The organism is Propionivibrio sp. (assembly GCF_049316945.1).
GTDB lineage: Bacteria > Pseudomonadota > Gammaproteobacteria > Burkholderiales > Rhodocyclaceae > Propionivibrio.
The window spans coordinates 1-19,583 of record NZ_JBMOJE010000009.1 but is presented as its reverse complement, the minus strand read 5'-3'; the positions used below and the strand labels follow the sequence as shown (position 1 = coordinate 19,583).

The window sequence follows — 19,583 nt, the reverse complement described above, 5'->3', positions numbered from 1 at the left end:
TCATGCTTACGGAATGATCAGACCGATGCAGCAGGCTTGTGCAGCGTGACCATGATCCAGCCTCGGAGAAATTTCAATGCATCGAAACGACTGATCAGTTTTTCGTAGCACATACCCAGGAAGAACAGGGCGCCATTGAACAAAAGATAGTTAGGGTACTGACTCAAGTACTGAAATGAATCAATAGTGAGTCCAGAGGTAGCGGCAAGACGGGTGACCTGAGACTGGCTATTCGTCTTGTAAACAATTGGAAAGGTGTCTTCTTCCTCACGCCCCTCAACATACTTGACAATTTTTCCGTGGAAACTGTTGGGAATAAGGCGAGCAGCCATGGTTCCATAATCCCACATGTTCGGCGTTAAAAACACTGCGATCCCGCCTGGGCGAAGTACCCGCGCAAACTCGCGATACACCCGTTCCGGATCTGTCAAGTGCTCGAAAACGCTACGTGACATGATCAAATCAACGCAGGAATCAGGAAGTGGCAATCTGGCGAGATCGCCGGCATAGGTATCTATGCCGGCAGGCACATCGGTGAATTCAACCAAGTCCACACCTATGAGTCGATTAGCACGGCCAAGATAGTTTCTTAAAACCGGCACTGTCCTTCCGCAACCCGCGTCTAGCAGCGTATCTGAGGTTTTCAGCAGCCTGTCTATGTGTTGCTCGTAAATTCGGTAGGGGTGGACATTATTCGCATAGTATTTTCGTAGGAGTTTTTCGGACAATTTGGTCATTTTATTCCCCGTCAAGGCGCATCGAAATGCATCGTTTTATTGAGATTCTGCTTGGCAGACTTATTTTGTCTGTTGTGCTCCCGCACTGTAATATCGACGAGAATCACATATGAAATTATGTAGTATGACAAATCAAAGTGGACGAGCGACAAAAAGGCGCCTCCGACAGCAAACCCCAACACACTGACTTGGGTCATCCGCATCAGGACCGGAACCCAGGTGCCAAATTCCGGATCATCGCGAGTTTGCCTGGCAAGTTGCCCCGCCCTGCGCCAGGCAAAAAATCCTATCAGGAGATACAAAAAGAGACCCAGGAAACCATGCTCTCCAATCACTTGAAAATAAATGCTATGCGCAACATATGGTTTCCTTTCAAAAATTTCGTAGCCACGATCGACAGGTGCATACAAGGAATAGACAATGTCGTTGTCGGGTAAAAATCCGCCTCCGACCAGGGGTCTGTCAACTGCCAGATTCCACATCGTATTCCAACTGTAAAAGCGTGATTGGGCCGAGCTATCCTGTTGGTGGGTCTCAATCGTTCCCATCCGGGCTTTCCATGAGTCGGGCATTGAGACGAACCCAACAACAAACACAGCGCCTAGCAAAAGACCCATGAGAGCCGGTCTCCTACTTTTGATAGCTAACATCAAAGCCATGGCAAAAAGTGCCAGGAAAGCACCCCGCGACTGACTGCCAAGAACCGAACAAAACATGGCGATGCCGCTGCATGCAACGCCGATACGAATCAGACGTTTTGATGACACCTGATAGAGGTAATACATGAAAGGGATGAGCATCACGATAGCCAGTCCCAATCCGTTGTTATCCTCGATCATGGATCCCTCTGGCCCCCAGACACGGTCACCGCCCCCAGTAAGCACGGTCCACACCCCGCCCTTGATGCCATAAAAACCGATCGAAAGAGTCACCACCCAGACCAGTTTCTCAATTTGATCGCGACCACGAATCAGCATCAGCGTGACCAGCAACATCAGGTGAATTTTGCACACAAAGATCCAGCGGTCCATTACCAGATCGGAAGGTGCAATGGCAAACAGGCTGGTTACCGACATCCACACGAAAAACAAAAGGTAAGCCACCGTTATAGCGCTTAACGGGAACGGCTTCCTCTCCTTGCTGACAAAAATAAACCCGACGAGAGTCGCGATCGCTATTAACTGGGCGAATGGATAATAGCGAGCGAACCCCCAACCCAACCGATGCGGATTCATCATCGACATCCAGACCCACATGTAGGCACCCAGACGCGGTCCGAAAAGGATGAACGGCAACGATCCAAAAACAATGACACTAAGCAGGATGTCACGCATGGAATTTACTCATGTTTGTGAGTTAATACAAAAAGCAAAGAACAAAATATCGCTACACCAGTGAGGCAATCGAGTCTCAATACCAGAGCGAGCCCTCGCGGACGGCACTGTTGAAGCACGTATACAGCACCGCATTCCGGCTCAGGCCAGAAATAACTAAATTTTCTTTCTATCTGTTTCAATTTGATTGACTACTAGACGAGCATGTTGAATGTTCGTCTGATTTACGGTCGGCCATTATGATTTTTTCATACAAGCCTATCTGCCGATTGGCATTGATCTGCCATGTGAAATAGTCACGAATCAGTTTGTGTCCCTGGGCGCTTAAGTCACGACACAAATCAGGAAAATCCATTAGCCGAACAATGGCCGCTTCGATATCCTGAATCGATTTCGGGGGGATTACCAAAGCGTGGCGTCCATCCTCAACGATATCTCCGACACCACCGACACGTGTGAAAATCGAAGGTGTTCCCGCATAGAGCGCCTCGAAGAGAACCGTTGGCAGGCCTTCAAAGTGAGAAGGTAGAATAAAAGCGTCCGCAAAAGTCATCCAGATTTTTACGCGATCATGGAGCACCGGCCCAACCAGCACCACCATTTCTGTAAGCGATTCAGCCTTCAAGAAGTCATCTAAATAACTTGCCAGTTTATTATGGCCAATCAGAAACAAGCGCAATTGTTTTCTGCCTTTCCTTGCCAGATTGGCTATTGCAGCCATTAGATCCTTTATACCTTTGTCTTCACTTATATTGCCAACAAACAGCAAATTCCAGCTATCTTTGTGAGCAATTTTTAGCTGTTCCACTTCGGCACGGTCAGTCTCGCTAATGCTGAACTTTTCAGGGTTTACGCCGTTTGTAATGTAGTCGGATTTGCTCTCACAGCAGCCCTCGGTATATTCCCCGGCCAGGTTTTTTCCTTCGAGGCTGACAAATACATCCCTATCTGCCCCTTCCAATGATTGGCGTACCTTCTCAAAACATTTCCGGTTGTACTTGGGCGCATCTCTGATGCAGGTTCCATGAATCGTGTGAATAACCCTGACTGAGGGAAAATCCCGATCTCGAATCATGTTGGCAGCATAGCCACAAGGATAGGTGGTATGCGCATGAATAATGTCGAACGGCCAACTTTCATAGATACCAGTCACCGTAGGGCGGATAGCTTCATACATCCAGTCGCCTGCCCGTTCAAACAGCAGGTGACGGGGCAAAGCTACATAACGAGGATGATGGACTTCGAAGCCCTCGTATTGCTCCTTGTCGGGCGTCTTCGCCAACTTGCGGTAGGACTCCTTGAACAAGGTTACGGGAAACGGGGTGCTCGGCAGAGGCTGGACAATACGGATATCGACACCACAGGCACGCAATGCCACCGCCTGTTCATGGACAAAAGTGCCCAGGATGGGATTTTCGGCATTCGGATACCAGATCGTGAGAATCAATACTCTCATGTGTCATTTACCCAGCAACTGCTGATAGAGATGATGGTAGCGAAGGAGAAATTCACGGTTGTCGTATTCACTTTCTACACGCCTGCGGTTGTTTTCCCCCATCCGACGAAGTAATTCATGTTTTCCAACAAATGCAGTCAGGCAACGGCAAAGGTCTCGAGGGTTATCCGATTCGAAGAAAAAGGCATTGACGGTTTTCTCCAGCCACGCTCGATTTCCCGGCACGTCCGAGGCTATGATTGGCAACCCGCATGCCATGCCTTCGAGGATCGTATTGCTCATGCCCTCGGAAAAAGAACCATTAATGTAAATGTCAAATTGAGAATACCAGTCTTCCGGCGTATTTGTTTCCCCCGGGAAGATTACATCCTGAGCGCAGTCCAGACTGCTGGCCAGTTTCTGCATCTCGCTTTTTTGCGGTCCGTCACCCACTAGAACAAGGCGTGTTTTCAGCGACGGATTGCGATGTTTAAACAATTCGAATCCAAGAATGATGCAGGGGATATTCTTTATCGGGTCAAAGCGCGCTACGGTACCTATGACTAATTCGTTGCTTTTTGAACGAAGCCGGGGCGCTGGTACGAACCGGGCCAAATCTACGCCATTGGGGATGCTGACCAGCTTCGAAGGCGCGAGTTTCCATCTTTCCTGGGCTTGCCGCTTGATGAACTCGTTAACCGCAACCACGCGTGTCGCCATGTGGGCTATCACCGTAGCCACTGCTTCGCGTTTAAATGAAACGCCTTTCCTGTCGTCATTATTCAGGCCATGCTCGCCATGCAGGACAATCGGTACTTGCGCCAGTCGGCCCGCCAATACGCCGTACAACATGCTTGCCCAGTTATGGCTATGAACAATGTCGTAGTGCCCTTCTCGGATCAATTTCGCCAAACCGAACAGGCGAAATAGATGAAGGCCCGGTTCAATTGGATAGAAATGATGACGATCTTTCGGCCAATCAATTGCTCCCCCATCCGGCATGCGAAGACTGACTGCGTGAACATCGTACAGGGAACTATCGAGGCCTGAACATAACCTTAGAATCCGCTTTTCCATACCGCCGACCCCCATCGCCTGGAGAACATGCAGAACGCGAATACGGCCATCTTTCACAATCAACCCCGATCAGGAAAGAAAAGCAGCGCTGATAATAGGGGAATCAGCAAACTTTTCAGCTTCATTTCTTGCATAGATTGAAAGCACTTGGCGATAAGGATCACGTGGTTTAAATTCATCAAGGTGTTGGAGGGTATGCAGAAAAGCCAGATCATGGACGTGTTGAGCGGAGAGCCGGCCTTGGATGCATGCCCGAATTTATTGATTGTTTGGCCAGCACCGTTACCCGCTGGGCATTGGCATCCCAGGTCAGTCCATTCCTGCTGATTGTGCTCGCCGCACCAGCCGCAATTTGCGCACGCAACGCTTCATTAGCACATAGCCGGGTCAGTGCTATTTCCAGGGCCCCAGTAGCCGTTGCATCGAATAGCAGAGCATTTTCTCCGTCGGTCAACACTTCCTCGATATTAGGTTGACGCGGCGCAACCACGGCCTTGCCCAAAGCCAGGTATTCGAACAATTTGAGTGGGGATGCGTAGGGAACTACGGCTGGCTGCAATGCGATATCGAAGGCGGCAACATATTCGGGAACGCTTGAACGTGGAAGAATACCAGTGAACTTGACGCGCTCGCCTAATGCAAGGCTGCTGGCCAATTGCTCTAGATCAAGCCGTGCCGGGCCATCACCAACGATTAGCAATCGTGCATTTAACGGAGCATCTTTCGTTGCCATCCAGCAGATCACTCGGTCAACTCCATGCCAATCCCTGACGAAACCTGTGAAGCCGAGTACCAGGTCGCCGCTACAGGCCAAGGCTTCCTTCGCATCAGCAGAACTTGGGGCTCTTGCAAAATGTGCTTCATTGATACCATTGGTAATGACGGCGATGCGGGATTCCGGTACGCCCCGGGCAGCAACGTGATCGGCAAGCACTCGCGTTACAGGAAGGACGAAGTTGGCATTTCGCCACACGATTCCTTCTACCCATCTCGCCAGCCATGGCATGCCTAAACCACCAAACTGACCACGCTCAAGAGCCAGAGGCGAATTAACTTCTAAAAGCAAAGGAATCGAAAGGCGATACTTGAGCATTACGCCGGCAATAAGGAAAAGGTTGTAGCGTTCGTAAATGATATCGGGGGCGAATTCGCTGGCCGCACGCTGTAATCGGAAATAAGCGACAAATGAATAAGCCAGTTCCAATAATTCGTATAACGCCTTTGGCAAAATTCGCTTCAGTCGCTGCACCCAGCCCACTTCAGCACCCAGCGTTTCATCGTCACCAGAGGCGGGCGCTATGACTTTGACTTCATGCCCAAGGCCTCGTAGTGCGGTTATCATTTCCTCGATATGGACGGCTTGGCCGTCCTTGGAGGCCGTACGGTGATGGTAGAGTATTTTCATATAGTTGCATTTTCCAAGACTCTGACTTCACGCGACTCTTGCCCATCCATAACGCAACGCAGGAAAGCATCAAACATCAGCAAGGTCCAGATCGGCGTGCTGTGATCCCGTGCTCTGGATTCATGCTGCTCAAGAATTTGGTGGATTATGGCTGGATTGAACATGCCAGAATCGACAATTCTTCCATCCAGCAAGGTGTCCCGTACCCGTTGGCGTAGAGGTCCGCGAAACCAGCGGTCCAGAGGTACAGCGAATCCCATTTTTGGTCGATACATGATGTCTTTGGGGAGATGAGGTTCCATCGCTTTCTTGAGCAGGAACTTGCTTTCCCCTCCGCGCATTTTCATGGAAGAAGGCAGCGTGGCAAGCCACTCGATTAAGTGGTGATCCATCAGTGGCTCACGCACTTCCAGCGAGTGCGCCATGCTGGCCCGATCCACCTTGGTATTGATATCACCCACCAGATACGTGTGTGTATCAATGTACTGGATCAAGGCTAGGGGATCATCGGTATTGGCTCGCTCCGCGTGATACTGAAACACCTGGATTGCACTATAGCCACCGAGTTCGGACTTAAAAGCATTGCTATACAACTTGCTGCGCATCGGTTCGCGAATTAGCGACATGGTGTGGAAATAAGCTTCCACGGAATTGCGCGCAAGGGCTTCAAAGGTTGTTTTCCCTCGGAATACCCGAGGCGCCCAGTTCGCCTTGGGGTACCAATGCCCGAGCGCACCAAATAGTGGCCGGCGCAAACCCAAGGGCATTGCCGAACGCATTTTCTCTTCCAGAAGATGCAATCGGTACCGGCGGTAACCTCCAAAAGTCTCGTCACCGCCATCCCCTGAAAGGGCAACGGTGACGTGCTTGCGAGCCAGTTGGCACACCCGGTACGTGGGTATGGCAGAACTGTCAGCGTAGGGTTCGTCGTAAAGGCCAGCCAGCGTATCAATAAGATCAAAATCATCGCTTTGGACCATCTCTACGTGATGGTTGGTGCGATAACGATTAGCTACAATTTTTGCAAATTCGGCCTCGTTGTAAGCCGGGTCAGAAAAGGCGATCGAACAAGTATTGACCGGTTCCGCAGACAATCCGGCCATCATTGCCACCACAGCGCTCGAATCGACGCCACCTGAAAGGAAGGCACCGAGCGGGACTTCGGAAATCATGCGCAGACGGATCGACTCGTTAAGCCGCTCCTCCAACTGATGACAAGCTTCGTTATCGGTCAGTTTTGCATCGAGACTGAAGCGAACATCCCAATATTCAACAGGGAAAGGCATTGCCTGCCCCCGCCTGATGGTCAAGGTGTGTGCAGGGGGGAGCTTTTTCGCCGCTTTGAATATGCTGCGTGGTTCGGCCACATAGCCTAGTGCAAAATATTCTTCCACCGCACAGGGATCAATTTCCCTGGGCAGGCCACCATGGGCCAGCACAGACTTCAATTCGGAGCCGAACAAGAAGGTGCCATCCTGCAGCAATGCGTAATACAAAGGTTTTACACCAAGCCGATCACGGGCCAGAAAGAGTGTCTGGTGATTTCGGTCCCAGAGAGCAAAAGCAAACATGCCGCGGAAGCGTTTGACGCAATCCTCACCCCAGGCTTCCCAAGCGTGAACGATGACTTCGGTATCGCTGCGCGTATGGAAAACATGGCCTAATGCCTGCAATTCGGGAATCAGTTGCTGGTAGTTGTAGATTTCGCCGTTGAAAACGACGCAAACGCTCTGGTCTTCGTTGTATAGCGGCTGCTGACCGGTGGACAGATCGATGATGGAAAGACGCCGGTGGCCTAGGCCAATGCCCGCTTCAACATGCAAACCTCCTTCATCCGGGCCACGATGGTGTTGTGATTCGTTCATGCGCGTCAATACCTTACAATCAATCTCGCGCTTGCCTTGGGTATCAAATATTCCTGTTATGCCGCACAAGTTGGTTGTTCTTTTCTTTTCGTGAATTTTAATCAGATTAATGTCGAGCTACGCCGCGCTAAAACGATCTACGAAAACCTCCATGGATCATGTGGGTTGGAACATGTATCAATCTGTCGTAGAGCCTTTGTACCAATGCAATACTGCATTGATGTTGAATTGTTGACACTGAAAATGATAGCCCAACCGGCTTGCCCTGCAGCTTGCGCCAACTTCGATCACGAACAGCCTGACAGCAGGAAATCGCAGGGAGAAACAACAGCCCTAGGAGACCACGATGGCTAGTGTTTGCGCCCCCTTAATTTATGCCGATTCATTCATTCCGGCATCAATACATGAGTTGTCCACATGCCGATCAATAATTGAAAGATGAGCATCCCAACTGTAGCGCGCCAGCACCTGCTTACGCGCTGCTTTTCCCATGAATGCAGCACGTTCTGGAGATTGCAGCAGCGCTTCAATATGACGCAGATAATCCTCTACAGTTCCCGCAATCAGAAAATCCCTTTCTGGAACGGCATCAATCGCTCCGGCACATTCTTGCGAGGCCACCACAGGCAAGCCCATGGCCATGGCTTCGAGCACCTTGTTCTGGATCCCACGCGCCAGGCGCAACGGTGCAACAACGACAATTGCATGCTGTAAATACGGGCGAACATCGTCCACGGTTCCGGTGACAACGATGTGCTCTTTAGCGAGAGCCAGAACCGCGGGAGCAGGACTACGGCCAACAATATAGAAGCGCAACCCCGGCCAGCGCTGCAGCAACTGCGGCAGAATCTCTTCCGTAAACCAGGTCACTGCGTCGACATTCGGCCAGTAATCCATTGCTCCGGTGAACACCAGTGGGATTTCACCGGATGCAAAGGGAGAAATCATGATATTTTCCGGCGAGAAAAAATCAGCGTCCACGCCATTGCACATGGCTTCAACACGGCCCCTGCACTCGGGCGCACTGCGGCAGAAAAGCTCGGCTTCGTTTTCCGTCACAAAAAACGAGTGTGTTGCCTGCTGTGCAACCGAACGTTCGAAAGTCTGCAAACGTTCGCCTTCCCGCCGGTATAGCCAGGACATCGGCCAGCGGTGGTTGGGTGCGTATTGCGTCCATTTGGCCGAGTCGACATCAACGAAGTCGACCAGGGTACGCAACTGCTGCATACCATGGACATACTGTGCCATGGCTGACGAGAAGATGACGGCAGCGTCGATATTTTGTTCGCGTAGCGTGCAGGAAACCCAGGCCTGCAGGCCGGCATTGCGGTAGTAAGGAAGCGTCAGTGCCTCGTTGCTGAGCAGGCCGCTGAGGCTGCGAAGTTTGGCCACAGGGGGAGAAAGCCGGGCGATGTGCATATCAACACAGAAGGGAGGCAGTTTGTCTACGTAAGCCTCATCCTGCGGATCATCGATAAAGGTCCCCAGAAAAACGCGGTGCCTGGCTGCAAGATGCTTGAGTAAATGGTAGGAGCGCACCTTGTCGCCCTTGTTGGGCGGATAAGGCAGACGGTGGACGAGGTAAAGGAGGTTGGACACGGGATCTCTCAGCCCAGATTGCGAACAATGAACGGCCCGAGCCAGTTGGCCAGGCCGATTGGCATTCGCCGCCAGGCTTCGATGAGCAGCCGGTACTTGGCGTTATTCGGGTTGTTCTGCGGGATGCTGTCGTGCTTGTACAGGCAATATTCGTAATACAGCGGCTGCGGCTCAAAGCCCCAGTTTTTCTTGAAGGAATACGATCCGGTGCCTTGTTTGCTACGGCCATAGTCAAACACCTTTATCCCTCGCTCACAGGCGCGCCGCATCAGTTCCCAGTATTTGAAGTCATTGGCCGCCAAGTCTCGGGCGGATAAATCGTCACCAGCGTAGTAAGGCAGTACCTCGTCGCGAAAATAGAAACTGAGTACGCTGCTTAATGGCCGTCCTCCTTCGTCTACAGCGGTCAGAACCTCGCAGTCCTTGCCGAACACCTGCAGTAGCGCCTCGAAGTAGCGCTTGGGCATGGCTGGCGTGCCATGGCGATGAACATTGTCGGCATACAGGGCAAAAAAACGATCGACCGTCGTGTCGATCTCGCTGCGCAAACCGTTCTTGATGCCCTTTCGCACCATGGCGCGTTGCTTGCGAGGAATGGCCAGCATATTGGCCTCGACTTCCGGCGCCAATTCCTTGCGAAAGCAGACGTAGAGATCCTGAGTGGGCCACTCCGGGTGGCGTGGTTCGAGGTTACGCAATTCGAGGTGGTCGACCTCGAGTTGTTTGGCGATGGACTGGGCTTCACGCTCCAGCGCTTCTGCCGCTTCAGAATTGCTGGCCGCCACGCCGCCATATACGGCAAAAGGGAGCGAAACGAGTGCATTGCCGAAGAGCAGGCTTTTTACATGCCCCAGCGGCAGAACGCCTTCGATAAACCCGGCACGCTCGGCGTAGAGGAAATACGACTGATGGCGAAAGACTTCGCCGACGATCTTCTGCCAACCGGCTTTGTGGAAAAAAGTTGCGCCTGCGCACTCCGCGACAAAGGCATCCCAACGCGCCGCTTCTGTAATATCGCCTGGCGCCAGGCGCTTGACTGTCAGTGCGAAAGGTGCAGCAGATGCCCTGCCTGTTTCGCCATTGGTCATCTTCATGATTTCACTGCTGGCGTATTTTCGGGGAGCCTGGCAAGGCTGCTGGTCAGAAAAACTTCATCCATCCGCCCCCAGTTGAAATCGCCAAGCAGGCGCTCGAGACGTGCTTCAGTTTTATGCAGGTTCAGGTAGTGGCGGAAACGGGTCTTGGCATTAACACCTTCAATCCGTGGCTGCCCGGCATCGATTTCCCACGGATGAAAGTAGAAAACGGCCGCCTGGCGATCGGTCCGATTGACATGCTGCAGGAGCCAGCGCGACATGGCATAGGGCATCAGGCGGAAGTAACCTCCACCGCTTGCCGGCCAGTTGCGATCAAAAAAGCGCGCGGTGGTCACCGGCACTTCGAGCAAACCAGCGCGCACATGATGGGCGAAGCGTGGCGCATCCGGCATGCCATAGTGATCGTGACGGATTGGGTAGATGCTTGAACTGTAGCGATAACCGGCTCGTTCAAGGCAATCGAAGGCCCAAAGATTACCTTCGCCAATGGAAAAGCTCGGGGCACGATAGCCTTTGATCTCTTGGCCGGACATATCCTCGAGCAATTTCTTGGCAGATTCGATATCGGCAAAAAAGGCGGCTTCGGTCAAATCGCTGGCGCGCTGGTGGCCATAACCGTGACTCGCCAGTTCGTGACCACCATCGACGATTCGCCGAACAAGATGCGGGTAACGTTCAGCGATCCAGCCGAGCGTGAAGAATGTGGCTTTCATCGCGTGACCATCGAGCATTTGCAGAATACGCTCGACATTTTGTTCAACGCGGCAGGCACGCACTTCCCATTGGTCGCGGGGGATGTAGGGAGCGAACGCGGAGACCTGAAAGTAGTCTTCAACGTCGATGGTCAGGGCATTTGTGATCGAATTGCCGCGCATCCCGATGCCCTCGCCTTTCACTTTCGCGTCTGTAAATGCCGGGCGATCAGCCATTCGGCCAGATCAGCAGCGATACGTTCTGCTGCCTGACCATCCCAGAATTCTGGAATGCGGCCGCACTTCCCGCCACCCGCGAGTATTTCATCGACGCCATTAAGAATGGCCGCGCGGTCACTGCCGACCATGGTGTTGGTGCCATGTTCTACGGTAATCGGACGTTCTGTATTTTCGCGGATTGTCAGGCAGGGAATACCGAGGGCCGTCGTCTCTTCCTGCAAACCGCCAGAATCAGTTAGTACCAGTTTTGCGCCAGACATCAATCCCAGCATTTCAAGGTATCCCTGGGGAGGCAATAAAACGATTCGTTCGCTGGCAACCAGATCGTTCAAGGCGAACCGCTCGATGTTGGCACGAGTACGTGGATGCAACGCAAAGACGAGTGGCAATTTTTCCGACACTTCTCGCAGCACCGCAAGCAACGGGCGCAAGGTCTCCTCCTGATCGACGTTCGATGGGCGGTGCAGGGTTACTACAGCATAGCCACATGGATCATCAAGAAGCGTTGTGTTGGCACCGGCCTCGGATATAGTCTTCTCCGGCGGGTGGGCAAATTCGCGATTGGATAGTAACGAGTCAATCATCACATTACCGACAAAACGCACCCGCTCCTCGGCAATACCTTCGCGCAACAGGTTATCCAGTGCGCTACGCTCCGTGGTGTAGAGACGATCGGCAATCTGATCTGTGAGTACGCGATTGACTTCTTCCGGCATGCCTCGATCGTAGCTGCGCAAGCCAGCCTCGACGTGCACCACAGGCACACCCCTTTTAACTCCGACCAGCGTGCAAGCCAAGGTTGAATTGACATCACCCACCACCAGCACACAGGACGGTTTGTAGGTATCGAGAACCGGTTCGAAACCACGCATAACATCCGCAGTCTGCACCGCATGCGAACCGGAACCGACGCCAAGGTTGATATCGGGATGTGGCAGACGCAGATCGACGAACAAGCGATCGTTCATATCCTTGTCGTAATGCTGGCCCGTATGTACCAGTATCGTAGGTATGGCGGGATGATGCCCGGCAAATGCGCGCAAGATCGGTGCCATCTTCATGAAATTCGGGCGGGCACCAACGACGCAGATAACTGGCCCAAGTTCATCAGGCCAAAGCTCAGGGTTCAAGACTGATTTTCCTTCTCTGATTGCCGCATCCGAACGGCGGTAACGAGTTGCTGAAGAAGAGTGAGGGTCGCTGCACTGGTGCGTTCGATACGAATCATGCTGCGCTCAAGACGAGCAATACGCTGATCGTTCAAGCCATTTTTCAGATCTGCTATCACCCGACTCGCTTCGTCGGCAGTGTTCGTAGTAAGTTCCAGCCTGGACAAATCGATATCAAGAATACAACTATCAGTCAAACGTTGTTCCGCACCGTCCGGACTGGTTAAACCGACGCTGTCCTTGGAGAAAAACGCTGGGGCTTGGGTTTCTTCGCTGAGTTCCTTTGAGACTTCTTCCACATCGCGTAATGTGAATTCTTTTTTGCCTGCAAGAAACCCCGACAACAGGAGGCGATCGCATAACGAGTTGATTCGCCGAGGAATACCGCCGCTAGTCTTGAAGATCGCCCCGTAGGCCGCGATGTCAAATAAAGGCTCGCTTTTGAAGCCAGCGCACTTGAGACGGTGTTCGACGTAAGCCTGCGTTTCATCTTGGGCCATTGGTCCGATGTGACAGGCGGCGATTACCCGCTGCCGCAGTTGTTGCATGTGCGGGCTTTGCATGATGCCGCGAAATTCCGGCTGTCCGATCAGAAAGCTCTGCAACAGCGCATGCGTTTCAAACTGGAAGTTCGAGAGCATGCGCAATTCCTCGACGGCTCGCGGCGTCAGATTTTGCGCTTCGTCTACGATGAGCAGGCACCGCTTTCCTTGCCTGGTCACATCGACGAGAAAGGCTTCGAGCGACAACAGAACATCAGATTTGCCGAGATTTTTGGTTTTGACGCCAAAAGCGGCGGCCACCATGCGCAGCGTGTCTTCGGCGTCCAGTTGCGTACTGACAAGTTGAGCCGCCACCACCTTTGTCGAGTCAAGCTTGTTGAGTAAGCCCCGGACTATGGTCGTCTTGCCGGCCCCGACTTCACCCGTAACGACGATGAACCCTTCGTTCTGGTGCAGGCCATATTCGAGATAGGCCGTGGCACGTCGATGCTGCTTGCTGCCGAAGTAAAAAGTCGGGTCGGGATTGAGTTGAAAAGGCTTGCTGGTCAAGCCATAGAAAGATTCGTACATGATAGTGGCAGGCTAAAACTGGTGGAACAGCGTACCAGTCAAAGCATTTTCGGTGTAGTTCGTTGTACCATCCGAAGACACCCGTCGCGCACTGAGACCGGCATTGGTTTTCGCCCCCAACTGAGTGGAAAAATTCAGACTTATCCCTTGCTGTGTTGTTTCCAGGTTGTTAAGTCCGGTACCTTTGCTGTTCGAGCGGGCAATTGTTGCGCCAAGAGTGGACTGTGGCGACAACTGGTGCGACCAGTTGACGCTTGCACCGATCTGATCAACATTATTCTGGCTTGGGCCACTGCCAATGGGAACCACCTGGTTAAAGGCCGTCAAATTCTGTGTATTGTTCTGTGTCGCCGAGAAAGTCACGGTATTTCTAACGCCGAGCAAGGCAAACGAGATTAGCCTGAGTTGCTGCACTACAGCCTGATTGGTCTGGAAACCTCCCTGCAATTGGGAACCGGGAGCATTTAATGCCAGGTTGTTGGCACAAGCGTCCTTTTGTGCAGGTGGGAGAGAAGAACACCGAGGATCGGCTGAGAAGATAATAACCAATAGATCGTTGTTAGCCCCGAGACCCACACTCCCCTGACTTTGCGTTGATGTCGCCTCCTTGCTCGCACTCATTGTCCAAGCCGTACGAGCCGTACGATGCGAGAAGCTGAAGGTGTTGCTCGGTCCGAAAAAACGATCAACGCGCCTGAACTCCATCTTGGTACGCTCGGTCGGCGACCATGCAAAACCGTAGCCATTAGAGCTATTCGACTGCTTTTGACGGTTGATAAAATTCTGTTCCTCTCTCCCTCCGATCAGAGAAACATTGAACTGGGGAGTGATCTGGTAGGTAAGGGCAACATTCACCCGGTTATCTTCCGTAGTACGCAAATTGCCCTGATCGATGCTTTGCGAATTAACATAAGCCGACCAGCCAAGATTCGCCAGACGCGTTTTACCTTCCATGCTTCCGAGCCATGTCTGGGTCGTTGATTCATAGGCATTGCCGGCTTGCGAACCGGTACTGCTCAGGCTGTAGCGCAACTGATAGTCGGCAAAACTGCCGAATGAACCCCGAATATAGGGAGATATCTGATAGTTCGAAGTCTCCGTGATGTTGCTGTTAACGTTGGTATTAACGCTAGAGGATAAGGGAGCAGCACCAAAGGGGGAAATAGCCTGCTGGTAAATGTTTGCATTCGCATCAATGAACAGCCAGTTTTCCACAGCCTCCAGCGTCGCGGAGGCATTTAAATTATTTTGTATGTTGTTGTTTCGCGAGGGGTCGTTGGTATAACCCAGGTTGTTCATCCCGTAGGCCAATCGCAGTTTAAAGCGATCACCGCCAGAAGCGGCAATATTGATTCCCGGGTTGATGTTGAAAATCAGACTGCTCTCTTGATTGGTGCTGCTCAGGTTGAGATTGTCAGTCGCGGTTGCGCTGAAGGCAAGTGTCGGCGTGATCGTCCAGTTTACGGCGAAAACCGGAAATGTGGCACAACCCATGGTCAGGCCAAGCAAAATCAGCCTTTGACGGTCAATGCGTGTGTAGCGCCTAGTTACCATAGCCATAACCGTAGCCGTAACCATAGCCATCCTGAATTGATGCTTTCCCCTGGTTGAGCAGCATGAGTTTTACCGGGCAAGCTTCAATCGTAGTCAGCGCATGCTTGACGTCCGCATGAGCCGTGCTCTCGGCCCGCACCACAATGACCACCTGCCCCATATGCGAAGCCAGTATCCTGGCCTCGGTGGTCACCAGAAGTGGCGGGGAATCAAAAATGATGATCCGGTCAGCGTAGCGACTGGCCATGTCTTCCAGCAAACGAACCATGGCATCGCTGGCCAGCAATTCCGTTGCTCGCGGATGGGTTGTTCCCGTTGGCAGGATGGTCAGCTTCTCAACATTGGTACGCAGCAAAACCTGCGCCAGGTCAATCGACTCATCAACCAGAACATCCAGCAATCCGCGACTCGGGGGCAAACCCATCACCTTCAGCAAGGTGGACCTGCCCACATCGGCGTCAACCAGCATTACCGTGTTATTCAGTTCCATGGCGATGCTCATGGCAAGATTGGCTGCGGTAAAGGTTTTTCCCTCTCCCGGCAAGGCGCTCGTGATCATGATGAGATTGCCATCCTTGATCCGGGCCGCACCCTTGCCCATCGCGTTGTCGATCAATGGCCGTTTGATAACCCGGTATTCATCGGCCATTTTGGATCGCGGCGAATCAGGGCGCAGGATGCCGGCCGCTGAAAGCACGTCCATATCAAGTTCAACGCGACGGGAGATCGCCATTTCCGGCGAATGCAGAGCCACAGGCTCTGCTGCAAGCTTGGCTGGGGGTAACGATTCATCAGAATGCTCGGGTGGTTGCGCCTGCTCAACCTTTGCTTCAGTAATCGTCTCCGCCGGCGGTGAAGGTAGCTCAATCCCTGCCTGGCGCAGTTGTTCCAGCCTTTGTGCTGCTTGTTCAATGAGGCTCATCGCTCTTCCTCAAGCAGGACGCATTGAAAAAATAAACAGGAAGGCAATCCCTGCACCATAGACGCCAACAAGTAATGCAAAAGCAGCAATAAATCGCTTGAGTTTCTTCTTCTCCTTGAGTTTGTCCGCTTCTTGGGTCCTCATTGAAACCGTCCCGAGCAAGGGCAGTCCGGTTACCTCACGCAGAGCACGCGCGTCAAAGAAAACCGGGCGAAGCTGACTTGCAGCAAAGGGCACAAAGAGACCTGCCGCCAGGGCCAATGCCAAGGTCAATGGCAAAAGCATAAGACGATTGGGAGAAACAGGTCGTGGAGAAACGCGCGGTGGATCGATCAGGCGAAATTCAACGCCGCCGGTACTGGCGTCCATTTCTCCGGACATCGTTGCCGACTCGCGGCGTGAAACCAGACTTTCGTAGTTCTTCTTGTCGATCTCGTAATCCCGATTGAGTTGGGTAAATTGAGCCTCAATCAGTGGAATCAATTTCACCGAATCCTTCAATCTGTTGTAACGCGACTGATATTCGGCCACCCGAACTTGCAACGAAGCAACGGTTGCCTCGTTCTCGGCCAGTGAGACTTTGAGTTGCTGAAAAACCGGATTGTTATTAACCAGGGAACCCGGGCTGGAGGGCGCAACTTTTTTCCGGGCCGAAATTTCCTCCAGCTTCTGTGCTTCCAGTTCCTTGATCAAGCGCCGCGTGCCAACCACGTCAGGGTGCTTGTCGGTGTAACGCTGCAGCAATCCGTCAAGGTTGCGTTTCATGACGTCGATGCGACCATCAATCTCGGGAAGCGAAATCCCAACGGCTGACTCGGGCGTATCTGGCAACAAAACTGGCTCCTCTCCGACGATCTGCCGCTTGAGAGCATCACGGGAATTCTCCGCCTCGCGCAATTCAAGTTTGGATTGTTCGAGTGCAGCACTTACCTCGCCCATCCGACCGAAATAATCCTTGCCGTCAGAAGACTGCGAAGCAAGGTTCTTCAGCTTGAATTCTTTCAGACGGTCTTCACCTTCCTCCAGTTTTTTCTGATAGACATGAATCTGTTCTTCAATGAATTTCTTGGCAGAATCGGTATCCTTGCGCTTGTCGCCGAGGCTTGATTCAACAAAGATGGACACCAGCGACTGCACCACCCGTTTGGCCTGCTCTGGATCCTGGTCGTCGTAGGCAAGCGTATAAAGATTGTCACGTGAAGTGCTCTTGATGGTTAGCGACTTCATCAAGCCATCAATCAGTGCTTCCTGCGCCGGTTTGGATTTTACACTGAGATCAAGATCGGCCATGCGAATCAGCTTTTCCACATTAGGGCGGCTGATCAGTGTCCGGCTCAGAATCATGATCTGCTGGTCAAGATTTGGCTCAATCGCCAAGCCGGCCATCAGTGGCTTGAGAATGGACTGGGTATCCACGTAAATACGCGCCGATGCCTCGTACTTGTCTGGTATCCGAATTACCGTTACCACGCCTATTGCCCCGACCACCCATGCGACGATCAGCCCAAGCCAGCGATGTTTCCACATCCCTCTCAGAAAAGTCATCGCTAGTCGGATTATTTCATCCATCGGATTCTGGTTTCACAAATAGTTTCAAACAAACCGGTAGCGCCCGAAGACGCAACCGGTGACAAAAAGGAGATTGAATCAGAACCAGCTACGCGGAATGATCAGCACGTCGCCCGGCTTCATTTCCACATTGGCCGACACATCGCCACGTTTGATCAGATCGCCGACGCGTACCCCGTACTGCTTGTTTCCTTCGGCCGTACGCAGCAATGTTGTCGAGTTACCGTCAGCAAAATCGGTTACTCCACCAACAACGATCATGACGTCAAGTAAAGTCATCTTCTGCTTGTAAGGAAGCGTCTGCGGTTTGGCCGCCTCCCCCACCACCCGGATCTGCTCGCTGTAAGGCCCGACAAAACCGGTAACGATAACCGTAACCACCGGATCGCGAATGAACTTGCCGAGTGCCTCCTCCATGTCGCGCGCCAGGGTCGATGAGTCCTTGCCCATCGCTACCAGATCTTCGACCAGAGGCGCCGTAATCTTCCCGTCCGGCCGCACCGGAACGGACATGGAAAGCTCGGGATTACGCCACACCACAATATTTACATTATCCCCAGGTCCAATGATGTAATTGTAATCAGGCGAAGCGGCGGCTGAAGGTGCGGGCGGATAGCTGGAACATCCGACAACGAAGACCCCCAACAAACCGATCACAACCCAACGAAAAGCGGCGACAACACCGTTATTCAGGCTGACATACATACCATTCTCCTTTAATCGGCAACTGTCTTATGGAACGTGGATAATACAAAAGCCATAATAGTAACGGAAATATTCTGACTTGGATCAATATTATTCAGCAGAAATATTGAGTATGACCATGTAGTCCACATCCGAAACCCAAGCATGATCAGCATAGCGCCCCTGGTACGACCCTGGCCGTTCCACAAAGTTGTGTGAAACTGTAGAAACGCTGCTATGTCGAGTGGTACCAAGTGCAACGCATGGCGCGAACTGTCTTCCAGAACGACCACGCTACACGTTCCATTTGGAAGAAAACTTTCAGGCTAACCACTTGGAAGGCAATGAATACTCACTTGACTCTTACTGAAATTTCAGACCAATCCAATGTTTTTTTCCTATTCGATGAGTTCCACTCAATTCCTGCAGAGTAGTCATGGCAAAAGGATCAAAACGGATTCAATATGGGTTTTCTGAAAACGCATTCGGCAGGTAATAAGCTGGACAGGATTTGACGATCCAGTACTCGCCCGGTGTCGATCAAACGTCGACATCCAGGATGTGCGGCCTGGCTTCAAGGTCGTCGTAAGGCGTATGTACATGCTCAAAAAGCGGGAGCTGTTCTGCTATCGGCAAGCCTCCGCTTTCCTCTATCGATGACGAATCGTCGGGTCGCAATGGAAGCAGAAAATCCCGAATATCAAGCCATTTCACTTCCCCGCGGGGCAAGACCGAAAACAAGGCGCTCGCGTTCTCCTGCGTAAGCATCTCAATGCCGCCCCCCTCCAGCACAAATACCGCGCATTCATAGTCCCCCCCGTGCGCCTGCAGGATATCCAAGCGGTCATGAACGGCCAACAAGGCGTTGTGCAACCCAAGCTTGCTAGCCGGATGAAGTGAATAATCCACCCAGCACGGCGACCCATCGTCCTCCCGATAGTTGTCGGGAATCAGTGAAGACCAATAGCGAACCATGAATTTCATTGGCGTAGACAGGGCAAGAATATTTTTCATTGACTCAACGATCGGACGAGCAGCATGCCGAGTCGAATTTTGGACAATTGAACCACACATTGATTTGGGTGCGGCTCTTCTAGCTTGGCGTTATTATTCTTATAGAACAGTCACTTA

Annotated in this window: 16 protein-coding genes; all 16 read right to left on the bottom strand. The window is 52.2% G+C overall.

Annotated features, from left to right (window positions below):
• Window positions 1-17: 17 nt before the first annotated feature.
• The 16 genes from ACOYNV_RS03685 to ACOYNV_RS03610 all read right to left on the bottom strand — a co-directional run bounded on the left by ACOYNV_RS03685 (window position 18) and on the right by ACOYNV_RS03610 (window position 19,466).
• On the bottom strand, window positions 18-737 hold the full coding sequence (locus ACOYNV_RS03685) for a class I SAM-dependent methyltransferase (protein ID WP_422898387.1): 720 nt from the start codon (window positions 735-737) through the stop codon (window positions 18-20).
• Between the two features lie 11 nt (window positions 738-748).
• Window positions 749-2,071 carry a putative O-glycosylation ligase, exosortase A system-associated gene (locus ACOYNV_RS03680; protein WP_422898386.1) on the bottom strand — a complete coding sequence of 441 codons (1,323 nt, stop codon included), beginning with the start codon at window positions 2,069-2,071 and terminating at the stop codon, window positions 749-751.
• 178 nt (window positions 2,072-2,249) lie between these two features.
• Entirely contained in the window at window positions 2,250-3,518 is a 1,269-nt protein-coding gene (locus ACOYNV_RS03675; RefSeq protein ID WP_422898385.1) for a glycosyltransferase, read from the bottom strand.
• A 12-nt stretch (window positions 3,519-3,530) separates the two neighbouring features.
• Window positions 3,531-4,640: a glycosyltransferase gene (locus ACOYNV_RS03670; RefSeq protein WP_422898436.1), complete on the bottom strand. Its 1,110-nt coding sequence runs from the start codon at window positions 4,638-4,640 to the stop codon at window positions 3,531-3,533.
• 154 nt (window positions 4,641-4,794) lie between these two features.
• Complete coding sequence (locus ACOYNV_RS03665; protein WP_422898384.1) at window positions 4,795-5,988, bottom strand: glycosyltransferase family 4 protein; 1,194 nt, start codon at window positions 5,986-5,988, stop codon at window positions 4,795-4,797.
• Complete coding sequence (locus ACOYNV_RS03660; RefSeq protein ID WP_422898383.1) at window positions 5,985-7,922, bottom strand: XrtA/PEP-CTERM system amidotransferase; 1,938 nt, start codon at window positions 7,920-7,922, stop codon at window positions 5,985-5,987. The genes ACOYNV_RS03665 and ACOYNV_RS03660 overlap by 4 nt, the downstream gene beginning before the upstream one ends.
• A 303-nt stretch (window positions 7,923-8,225) precedes the next feature.
• Window positions 8,226-9,452 (bottom strand): TIGR03087 family PEP-CTERM/XrtA system glycosyltransferase, encoded by a 1,227-nt coding sequence (locus ACOYNV_RS03655; protein ID WP_422898382.1) that lies wholly within the window; start codon window positions 9,450-9,452, stop codon window positions 8,226-8,228.
• A gap of 8 nt (window positions 9,453-9,460) precedes the next feature.
• Window positions 9,461-10,546: a FemAB family XrtA/PEP-CTERM system-associated protein gene (locus ACOYNV_RS03650; RefSeq protein ID WP_422898381.1), complete on the bottom strand. Its 1,086-nt coding sequence runs from the start codon at window positions 10,544-10,546 to the stop codon at window positions 9,461-9,463.
• Complete coding sequence (locus ACOYNV_RS03645) at window positions 10,543-11,424, bottom strand: XrtA system polysaccharide deacetylase (RefSeq protein WP_422898435.1); 882 nt, start codon at window positions 11,422-11,424, stop codon at window positions 10,543-10,545. The genes ACOYNV_RS03650 and ACOYNV_RS03645 overlap by 4 nt, the downstream gene beginning before the upstream one ends.
• 17 nt (window positions 11,425-11,441) lie before the next feature.
• Window positions 11,442-12,542 (bottom strand): non-hydrolyzing UDP-N-acetylglucosamine 2-epimerase, encoded by a 1,101-nt coding sequence (gene wecB / locus ACOYNV_RS03640; protein WP_422898434.1) that lies wholly within the window; start codon window positions 12,540-12,542, stop codon window positions 11,442-11,444.
• Between the two features lie 65 nt (window positions 12,543-12,607).
• The gene (locus ACOYNV_RS03635; RefSeq protein WP_422898380.1) at window positions 12,608-13,723 is read right to left on the bottom strand and encodes an XrtA/PEP-CTERM system-associated ATPase; all 1,116 of its coding nucleotides are present in this window, start codon (window positions 13,721-13,723) and stop codon (window positions 12,608-12,610) included.
• A 12-nt stretch (window positions 13,724-13,735) separates the two neighbouring features.
• Complete coding sequence (locus ACOYNV_RS03630; protein WP_422898379.1) at window positions 13,736-15,283, bottom strand: TIGR03016 family PEP-CTERM system-associated outer membrane protein; 1,548 nt, start codon at window positions 15,281-15,283, stop codon at window positions 13,736-13,738.
• Window positions 15,267-16,199 (bottom strand): XrtA-associated tyrosine autokinase, encoded by a 933-nt coding sequence (locus ACOYNV_RS03625; protein ID WP_422898378.1) that lies wholly within the window; start codon window positions 16,197-16,199, stop codon window positions 15,267-15,269. Before ACOYNV_RS03625 ends, ACOYNV_RS03630 begins: the two co-directional genes overlap by 17 nt.
• A 9-nt stretch (window positions 16,200-16,208) precedes the next feature.
• On the bottom strand, window positions 16,209-17,768 hold the full coding sequence (locus tag ACOYNV_RS03620) for an XrtA system polysaccharide chain length determinant (protein WP_422898377.1): 1,560 nt from the start codon (window positions 17,766-17,768) through the stop codon (window positions 16,209-16,211).
• Between the two features lie 78 nt (window positions 17,769-17,846).
• Window positions 17,847-18,473 (bottom strand): XrtA/PEP-CTERM system exopolysaccharide export protein, encoded by a 627-nt coding sequence (locus tag ACOYNV_RS03615; RefSeq protein ID WP_422898376.1) that lies wholly within the window; start codon window positions 18,471-18,473, stop codon window positions 17,847-17,849.
• Window positions 18,474-18,992: 519 nt separating this feature from the next.
• Window positions 18,993-19,466 carry a hypothetical protein gene (locus tag ACOYNV_RS03610; protein WP_422898375.1) on the bottom strand — a complete coding sequence of 158 codons (474 nt, stop codon included), beginning with the start codon at window positions 19,464-19,466 and terminating at the stop codon, window positions 18,993-18,995.
• Window positions 19,467-19,583 lie beyond the last annotated feature (117 nt).

Bases quoted from the DNA above. Each gene is read 5' to 3' on its own strand.
- ACOYNV_RS03685 (WP_422898387.1), bottom strand. From the start codon at position 737: ATGACCAAATTGTCCGAAAAACTCCTACGAAAATACTATGCGAATAAT.
- ACOYNV_RS03680 (WP_422898386.1), bottom strand. From the start codon at position 2,071: ATGCGTGACATCCTGCTTAGTGTCATTGTTTTTGGATCGTTGCCGTTC.
- ACOYNV_RS03665 (WP_422898384.1), bottom strand. From the start codon at position 5,988: ATGAAAATACTCTACCATCACCGTACGGCCTCCAAGGACGGCCAAGCC.
- ACOYNV_RS03650 (WP_422898381.1), bottom strand. From the start codon at position 10,546: ATGAAGATGACCAATGGCGAAACAGGCAGGGCATCTGCTGCACCTTTC.
- ACOYNV_RS03645 (WP_422898435.1), bottom strand. From the start codon at position 11,424: ATGCGCGGCAATTCGATCACAAATGCCCTGACCATCGACGTTGAAGAC.
- wecB (WP_422898434.1), bottom strand. From the start codon at position 12,542: ATGAAGATGGCACCGATCTTGCGCGCATTTGCCGGGCATCATCCCGCC.
- ACOYNV_RS03635 (WP_422898380.1), bottom strand. From the start codon at position 13,723: ATGTACGAATCTTTCTATGGCTTGACCAGCAAGCCTTTTCAACTCAAT.
- ACOYNV_RS03630 (WP_422898379.1), bottom strand. From the start codon at position 15,283: ATGGCTATGGTAACTAGGCGCTACACACGCATTGACCGTCAAAGGCTG.
- ACOYNV_RS03625 (WP_422898378.1), bottom strand. From the start codon at position 16,199: ATGAGCCTCATTGAACAAGCAGCACAAAGGCTGGAACAACTGCGCCAG.
- ACOYNV_RS03620 (WP_422898377.1), bottom strand. From the start codon at position 17,768: ATGGATGAAATAATCCGACTAGCGATGACTTTTCTGAGAGGGATGTGG.
- ACOYNV_RS03615 (WP_422898376.1), bottom strand. From the start codon at position 18,473: ATGTATGTCAGCCTGAATAACGGTGTTGTCGCCGCTTTTCGTTGGGTT.
- ACOYNV_RS03610 (WP_422898375.1), bottom strand. From the start codon at position 19,466: ATGAAAAATATTCTTGCCCTGTCTACGCCAATGAAATTCATGGTTCGC.